General features: G+C 56.0%; 6 protein-coding genes and 1 pseudogene. 6 read left to right on the forward strand and 1 reads right to left on the reverse strand.

Annotated elements, in window-relative coordinates; translation table 11 throughout:
- Window positions 1–274: 274 nt before the first annotated feature.
- The 6 genes and pseudogenes from QMX93_RS28650 to rlmJ all read left to right on the forward strand — a co-directional run.
- A pseudogene (locus QMX93_RS28650) lies at window positions 275–2,281 on the forward strand (type VI secretion system tip protein VgrG); the annotation flags it as partial.
- Window positions 2,282–3,318: 1,037 nt separating this feature from the next.
- On the forward strand, window positions 3,319–3,702 hold the full coding sequence (locus tag QMX93_RS28655; protein WP_282358910.1) for a hypothetical protein: 384 nt from the start codon (window positions 3,319–3,321) through the stop codon (window positions 3,700–3,702).
- A gap of 104 nt (window positions 3,703–3,806) precedes the next feature.
- Window positions 3,807–4,196 carry a hypothetical protein gene (locus QMX93_RS28660; RefSeq protein ID WP_282358911.1) on the forward strand — a complete coding sequence of 130 codons (390 nt, stop codon included), beginning with the start codon at window positions 3,807–3,809 and terminating at the stop codon, window positions 4,194–4,196.
- A gap of 126 nt (window positions 4,197–4,322) precedes the next feature.
- Complete coding sequence (locus QMX93_RS28665) at window positions 4,323–5,045, forward strand: DUF4123 domain-containing protein (RefSeq protein WP_282358912.1); 723 nt, start codon at window positions 4,323–4,325, stop codon at window positions 5,043–5,045.
- Between the two features lie 295 nt (window positions 5,046–5,340).
- Window positions 5,341–5,658 carry a hypothetical protein gene (locus tag QMX93_RS28670; protein ID WP_282358914.1) on the forward strand — a complete coding sequence of 106 codons (318 nt, stop codon included), beginning with the start codon at window positions 5,341–5,343 and terminating at the stop codon, window positions 5,656–5,658.
- A gap of 376 nt (window positions 5,659–6,034) precedes the next feature.
- Window positions 6,035–6,874 carry a 23S rRNA (adenine(2030)-N(6))-methyltransferase RlmJ gene (gene rlmJ, locus QMX93_RS28675; RefSeq protein WP_053116708.1) on the forward strand — a complete coding sequence of 280 codons (840 nt, stop codon included), beginning with the start codon at window positions 6,035–6,037 and terminating at the stop codon, window positions 6,872–6,874.
- Window positions 6,875–7,037: 163 nt separating this feature from the next.
- Here rlmJ and msrA read toward each other — a convergent pair whose 3' ends face one another.
- Entirely contained in the window at window positions 7,038–7,703 is a 666-nt protein-coding gene (gene msrA / locus QMX93_RS28680) for a peptide-methionine (S)-S-oxide reductase MsrA (protein WP_053116709.1), read from the reverse strand.
- Window positions 7,704–7,892: the final 189 nt, after the last annotated feature.

A 7,892-nucleotide genomic window follows, 5' to 3' on the forward strand; every position in this document is an offset into this window, starting at 1 on the left:
CCTCATTCACCGCAGTCCCGGTAGGTGTGAGCCTGCTCGCGATAGCGGTCTGACATTCAACATTGATGTCATATGACACAACGCCATCGCGAGCAGGCTCACTCCTACAGGGATCTGCTGTGGGGTTGAGGGATTTGTCTGTAGTCGTTTGCGCCAATTTTCTGAGGTTTTTTCGACAACAGAAGTAGGGCAAATCTGATTTTTCCGTCCCCCACTCAACACCCCTTGCCCCTCATGCAGAATCGCCCGCCCTCACTCTGCAGAGACACATCGGATGTTCGCGCCTGCCAATCAACCGCGTTTCACGTTGACCCTCGAAGGCGCCCAAATTGACCTCAAAGTCCTTGAGTTCACGGGCAAGGAAGCCATCAGCCAACCCTTTCGTTTCGAGCTGGAACTGGTCAGTGAACGACCCGATCTGGATCTCGAAAGCCTGCTGCACTGTCAGGCGTTTCTGAGCTTTGACGCTGACGGTTCCGGCGTTCACGGTCAGATTTATCAGGTCGGGCAGGGCGATTCCGGGAAACGTCTGACGCGCTATCACCTCAGCCTTGTCCCGCGACTGACCTACCTCGGGCACCGCATCAATCAGCGTATTTTTCAGCATCTCAGCGTTCCGCAAATCGTTGAGCAAATCCTCAAGGATCACTCGATACTGCGCGATGCCTTCGAATTCCGCCTCGGCAGCGATTACCCGGTGCGTGAATATTGCGTGCAGTACGGGGAGAGTGATCTGGCGTTTATCCAGCGTCTGTGCGCGGAAGTCGGCATCCATTATCACTTTCAGCACAGCCTCGAAGGGCACTTGCTGGTGTTCGGTGACGATCAGACCGTTTTCCCCAAGCTCGCCGAGCCGACCTTGTATCTGCCGGGCAGCGGCATGCTCGGTGCGGCGCCGGCGATCAAGCGCTTCAACGTTCGTGTGGAAACCCGTACCAGCGTGGTCACCCGGCGCGACTACAACTTCGTAAAACCGCGTCTGCAACTGGAAAGTCGTATCGACAGTGAGCAGCGCCCGGTGCTGGAGGATTATCACTTTCCCGGCCAATTCAAAGATCGTGAAACCGGCAAGCACCTCGCCCAGCGCGCACTTGAACGGCATGTCGCCGATTACCGTCAGGCTGAGGGCCTTAGCGACGAATCCTCCTTGGTTTGCGGACATTTCCTGCAACTGGCCGACCATCCGCGCCAAGACTGGAATGACCTGTGGTTGCTGACTGCCGTCGAGCACCATGGCCGACAGCCGCAAGTGCTGGAAGAAACGGCGACCAGCGATGGGGAAGGTTTCCAGGGTTACCGTAATACCTTTCTCGCCACGCCGTGGGACGTGTTCTTTCGTCCGGCGCTGGGCCCGGAAAAACCGCGCATGCTCGGTTATCAACCGGCCGTCGTCACGGGCCCGAAAGACATGGAAATCCATTGCGACGAGTACGGTCGGGTCAAGGTGCAACTGGCCTGGGATCGTGATGGTGAGTTGAACGAGCATTCCAGTTGCTGGCTGCGTGTCGCCAGCGGCTGGGCCCACGACGCTTATGGCAGCGTGCTGATTCCGCGAGTCGGCATGGAAGTGCTGGTCGGGTTCATCGACGCCGATGCCGACAAACCGCTGGTCATGGGCTGCCTGCCAAATGCTGCGACGCCAGTGCCGCTGGATCTGCCCGCCGACAAAACCCGCAGCATCTTCCGCAGCCAGAGCAGTCCCGGCGGTGGCGGCTACAACGAACTGCGCATCGAGGATCGCAAAGGTGCCGAGGAAATCTATCTGCGGGCCCAGCGCAACTGGACGCAGCACGTGCTGCACGATCAACAAGTGCAAGTGGATAACCAGCGCAACATCGTCGTCACCGGCCTTGCTCGCCATGAGTTGAAAGCCGATGAGCAGCGCATCACCCACGGTCAGCGCCAGACCGAGGTGAAGCAGGATGATCACCTGACCGTGACCGGTGATCAGCATGTTCGCGTGAGCAGTCAGGCGCTTAACGCCAGTGCGCAAATCCACATCAGCGCTGGCCAGCAAGTGGTTATCGACGGCGGTGCGAGCGCAACGATTCAGGCCGGCGGGCAGTGGATCAACATCGGCCCCGGCGGGATTTTCAGCAGCGTGCCGATTGTCGTGGGTGGCGCGCCGATGGCGGCGCTGAGTGCAGCACCGGTCGTGCCGGGACTGCCGGAGAAACTGGCCGCAGCGTCGGCGGCGATGCTCACGGCGGCGCAAATCATGAGCCTGAAAGGTGATGCGCCGTTCTGCGAAGAGTGCGAGCGGTGTAAGGATGGCATCTGCCCGACACCGAGCGGGTTGACCCAATCCCCAAAGTCCTCAGCCCGGCCGGCGCCTTCCAGCGTTGAGCCGGGCTTTCATATTGTTGAGCAGGGAATGTCTCGGTCTGCACTGGAATCCACACTGTTCCCGCAGCCGGATCCGGCCGTGCTGGAGAAATTCCGCAGTCTGAATCCGCAGCTCAGCCAATACGCCAAACCTGGGCAACTGATCGTTCTGAGCGATCCGCGTAATACGCAATGCACTCGGGAAGAGGCGTTATTGATGGAGGCGGCGGAGAAAGTTGATGCCGTGTTGGCGCCGATGAATGATGCGGAGGCGGAGTTCATGGCGCGGCATCATGGGGAGATTGAATCGTTTTTGTCGCAGGGTTCGACGAGTGTCGGGATTGGGGCAGCGATGTTCAGTAATCACTTAAAAAATCTCGCCGGCACGTTGAGTGAGTTGGAGTCTCTGCATAAGGAAACCTTCGATAAGCACGGAAAGCTTAAAGGTGCAGATTTCTTTGAAAAGCGAAAACAGTTGATGACGCAACTGGATAACAGCCTCAGTCCCTTAATGCGAAAAATGGTCGGTTTGCCCGATCACCCGAACCTTAGGAAAGCGCTGGGCATTTCCAGTCGCAGCCTTGTCCATCACTGGAGCAAGGTGGGTACTTCAGCCGGAATTCCGGGGTATGCGACGCATATTGAGGGGGTAAGTAAGGCAGCCAAAGTGATGAAATTGGGTGGTTGGATTGGGGTCGGTCTAGGGGGCGCAGCTTCGACGCTGAAAGTAAGTGAAGTATGTCGAACTGGACGTGAAGAGGCGTGTAAGAAAGTTAGGATGACTGAAAGTGGAAAGTTTATCGGGGTTGTGGTGGGTGGTACTTACGGTCCGGCGATAGCTACTCCAATTTGCGCTGCAATCAGTGTGACAGGGTACGGAGCCATTGCCTGCGCGCTCGTACTTTCAGGCGTAGGAACGTTGGGTGGCGGATTGCTGGGGGAGGCCTTGGGAGAGGGCGCAGGAGAAGTGGTGTATGAATGGGTTGAGGGAAGATGAGCGCGAAGGATGTTTATTTTGTATTTGTGATTTTTGATCTATTGCTTGGGTTGGTCTTACTGTTTGCTCAATTGTATTTTTCGCACTTTAAGCTGGATATACTTGTTGGGTTGTTGAGTAATTCTTATGGTGTAAAGATTCGTCATCCTTTTATGAAGATGGGTTTGGGTGGCAAGATGTTTTTAACGATGAATCTTAGCTGGATGCTTTTTAGACACAAGGTGTCTATCAGGAACGGGGAGCTGGACCCGCAAGATTACGAGAATATTCCATCAGCGCTCAGAGTCTATTCTCAGGGTATGCACCTTTTTGGGTTTGTAATGGGTGTGCTGATGATTATTCTTTTCATAGTTGGAAAGTTCAGTGGGTGGTTAAAGTAATCTTCCCCATAACTTATGGGTGGAGAGGTTGGTGCCATATTCGGGTGCTATCCATTCGGGGAGTGGGGCGAGCAAGGGGCAGATGTTGTCTATGAAATCCAGAAATGAGATCTGATAGTGAAATACTCTTCCTGTTGAGTGGTTTGGTATTGATTGCACTTATTTTTCTGTCGTCCTTGATTTTGCTGTTTGTCGCTTATTTTTTTGCGCGGGATATCTTTGAGTATTTGAGCAATTCGCCGGCTGTTATTTCTAGAAAACGCACCTTGGGGTGGGAGCCGATTGGCCGATTTCTATTTATTAGTAGTGTGGGCACGCTCATGATCTTCTCGCGTAAATCCATACGAAATGGTGAGCTGGACGCCAAGGATTACGAAGCCTTGCCAGTAGGCTTGCGGCGGATAATTTTATTTTCCAATTGGATGATGTTGGTGTTAAGCACCATTGCAATAATCGGTGCGGTGTTGGGAAAGGTTAATGGTTGGCTGAGTTAACCATTTTTCGATGATAAATCTGTTTTTGCCATTCAGGTTGTCTCTTTACGCTAGTTTGTAACTCAGCCATTTGTTTTTGTAGATAACGGCATTCTCGATATTGTCGAGAGCTGCATAGGCCCTTGAATGAATAAACTGATTCCCCACCATTGGTTACAGCGTCAGCCGCTAATGGCCGATGAACAACTGTTTGCAGTTCTCAGCAGCACCAGCGATGGCGAGCCGTTCAAGGTCTGGAGCGGGTCAACTACCGCACAAGCGCCAAGTCCGATTTGGGCGGACACTATTTACGCTGAGTGGGATACGGTGATGCCCTTCGTGGGAATTGTCGCTGTGGACAGTGAGTTTCTCGATTGGGTGGCGACTACCGAGTCCCGCGATTGGGGCTGGTTGGCAGTGTCTTCGGCGAGTCCTGAAGTGGTGGTCGAGCATTTTCGCAGCTTGACTCAGGTACTGATGCCGGACGGGAAAACGGTGTTTTTTCGATTCTGGGATGGACGTTTTCTGTTGCCGATTCTGCAGTCTGATGCAGTAGATTCGGTGCAGCTGTTGCCGGTTATCTCGCGCGGTTTGATCAATGGTCAGGCAATTGATATCGGTGGCGTGGCGCAGGTTTCTGGACGGGTTTTTCCTTGGTGGAAGGTGCCGGATTCGGTGTTGGTTTCGACGGGTGACGAAGTCCGGGTCAGCAATACTCTGCAGTGGCTGAGCGAGGAACATCCGCCAATTTTCGAAGCGTTTCCCGAGCCGGTTTTGCGTTGCAAGGTCAGGCAGTTTTTTCAGGTTTCGGTGTCGGAAGATTCGTCGCAGTTAGCGTTGTTGGCCTATTTGCGGGACGAAGATAAGTAAGATTTCCGGGCGAAGGTGTCGGACTTTTCCTTCGAGTTGCGGCGGTTTCCATGAACTGGTGGGCGGTGGGTTGCAGGGATAGTCTTTTCGTTGTCACCGCCAGAGTGGTGGCAGGGTGTAGGAACCCTTCGAAACTAGAGCAACTTGTAGGCACTTGATTTGCGGTGGCTATGCGCGGGCACATTTCGGTGTGGTCGAGGGTTGCTCTAGGCTCGATTTCCTACCCCGCGTATAGCTGCCACCCAAGCCTGTAGGAAGGCTAGATGGTAGTTACTTCCCTTCCTGGAGCTTAAAAATGACAACACCGAAAAATGATCCACCCTACAAAAAAATCACTCCCCATCCCGACAACCGCTTCATGGCCCTGACCAGCAACTGCAGCGATATGCCCACGCTGTTCATCGACACTCATGCGCCGCTCGACATCCTCATGGACGCCGCCAACTACCGCCTCCGCGCCGTCGCCCAAGTGCTGGAAAACATGTGCATGCGCGGCTCGGTCGAATGCGACTCCGTCATCCTCAGCGATTTCGCCATGCTGTGTGCGATTCCGCTACGTGATGGCTGTGATGTGCTGGATGTCATCGGCAAGCGGTTGAGTGCGGGGTCTTAAAATCAAAGCCCCTCACCCTAGCCCTCTCCCAGAGGGAGAGGGGACTGACCGAGTCGGCTGGGTGATGTACGCCGACTTGCGCCTTCAGCGGCGAATTTGGCTTGGTCAAGCCTCGATACGAGTTGTTCTTACAGGGGACTGACCGAGTCGGCCGGGTGAGGTACGCCGATTTGCGACTTCAGTGATGAACCTGGCTTGGCCAAGCCTGAGTTCGCGCTGATCTTTCAGGTCGACATAAGCCGCAAGATCACCTTAATCAGTCCCCTCTACCTCTGGGAGAGGGCTAGGGTGAGGGCGCGCATTTGTCCGCTCAGCCGCCAACCCCTGACTTGCCGCGCGGTAAAAGGTAAACTTTGCGCCCTTCGCAGGAGCAGCCATGAATTATCGTCACGCCTTCCATGCCGGCAATCACGCCGATGTGTTCAAACACCTGACCTTGACCCGCCTCATCGCCCTGATGTCGCGCAAGGAGCAGCCGTTTGCCTATCTCGACAGCCACGCCGGCATCGGTCTGTATGACTTGCAGGGCGATCAGGCGAATCGCACCGGCGAGTACCTGGAAGGCATCGCGCGCTTGTGGGATCAGCCGGATCTGCCGGCGCTGACTGCCGACTACATGAAAGTGCTGCACGAGATGAATCCGGATGGCCAGTTGCGTTACTACCCGGGTTCGCCGGAGCTGGCGCGGCGTCTGACGCGGCCGCAGGATCGGGTGATGCTCAACGAGAAGCACCCGGAAGACGGCGTGCTGCTCAAGGACAACATGGCCGGTGATCGTCGGGTGAAAGTACACCTCGGCGAGGGTTGGCATGTGGCGCGGGCGATGTTGCCGGTGCAGGAAAAGCGCGCGGTGATGCTGATCGATCCGCCGTTCGAACAGCTTGATGAGATGCAGCGCTGCGCGGCGTCGTTGAAAGAGGCCATTGGCCGCATGCGCCAAACGGTGGCGGCGATCTGGTATCCGGTGAAGGATCAGCGTGCGTTGCGGCGCTTCTATCAGGATCTGGCCGGGAGCGGCGCGCCGAAGCTATTGCGCGTGGAGTTGCTGGTGCATCCGCTGGATACGCCGAACAGTCTGAACGGTTCGGGGATGGCGATTGCCAATCCGCCGTGGGGGCTGGAGGAAGAGTTGCGTGAGTTGCTGCCGTGGTTGTCGAAGAAACTGGGGCAGACCCAGGGTGGCTGGCAGATGGATTGGTTGATTGCTGAGAGCTGATCAACGGCAAGATCAAAAGATCGCAGCCTGCGGCAGCTCCGACAGTGATCGTTCCCACGCTCCGCGTGGGAATGCCTAAACGGACGCTCTGCGTCCGCTGTTGGGACGCGGAGCGTCCCGGGCTGCATTCCCACGCAGAGCGTGGGAACGATCCGCGGCGGGATTAATTACCCGCCAGACTCGGTGGCATGCACACGCCGGTGCCGCCAATCCCGCAGTAACCCTCAGGATTCTTCGCCAGATACTGCTGGTGATACGTCTCGGCGAAGTACACGGTCGGCGCCTGTTCGATCTCGGTGCTGATTTCACCCAGGCCAGCCTTCGACAATTCAGCCTGATACACCGCTTTGCTCTTCAGCGCCGCGTCCAGATGCTCTGGCGAAGTCGCGTAGATCACCGAGCGGTACTGCGTGCCGATGTCGTTGCCCTGACGCATGCCTTGCGTCGGGTTGTGCAGTTCCCAGAACATCGCCAGCAGCTCTTCGTAGCTGACTTTATCCTTGTCGAACACCACCAGCACCACTTCGGAGTGGCCGGTCAGGCCTGAGCAGACTTCTTCGTAGGTCGGGTTTGGCGTGAAGCCGCCAGCGTAACCGACGACCGTGCTGACCACGCCTTCGCGCTGCCAGAAGCGGCGCTCGGCGCCCCAGAAGCAACCGAGACCGAAGATCGCAAAATCGACGTCCTGAAAAAACGGGCCGAGCAGCGGGGTGTCTTCAAACACGAAGTGTTTTTCAGGCAGGGTCATCGCGGTTTCGCGGCCGGGCAGAGCTTGTTCTTTGGTTGGAAGCACGTTTTTGTTCACCAGAATTTCCGAGCGCAGAACCATGATCAGTCCTCTCAGTCAGGTTGGATGTAAAAAGTCAGACCGCCAGTGTGCCCAATGATGCCGGGTTAATCACTACCCAAAGTGTGCGGGTACTCGACTGCTCTTTGTAGGAGTGAGCCTGCTCGCGATGGTGGTGGGTCAGTCAGAAGGTTTGTTGCTGACACACCGCTATCGCGAGCACGCTCACTC

Origin of the sequence: Pseudomonas sp. PS01303 (assembly GCF_029959385.1) — a bacterium.
Classification (GTDB): domain Bacteria; phylum Pseudomonadota; class Gammaproteobacteria; order Pseudomonadales; family Pseudomonadaceae; genus Aquipseudomonas; species Aquipseudomonas rustica.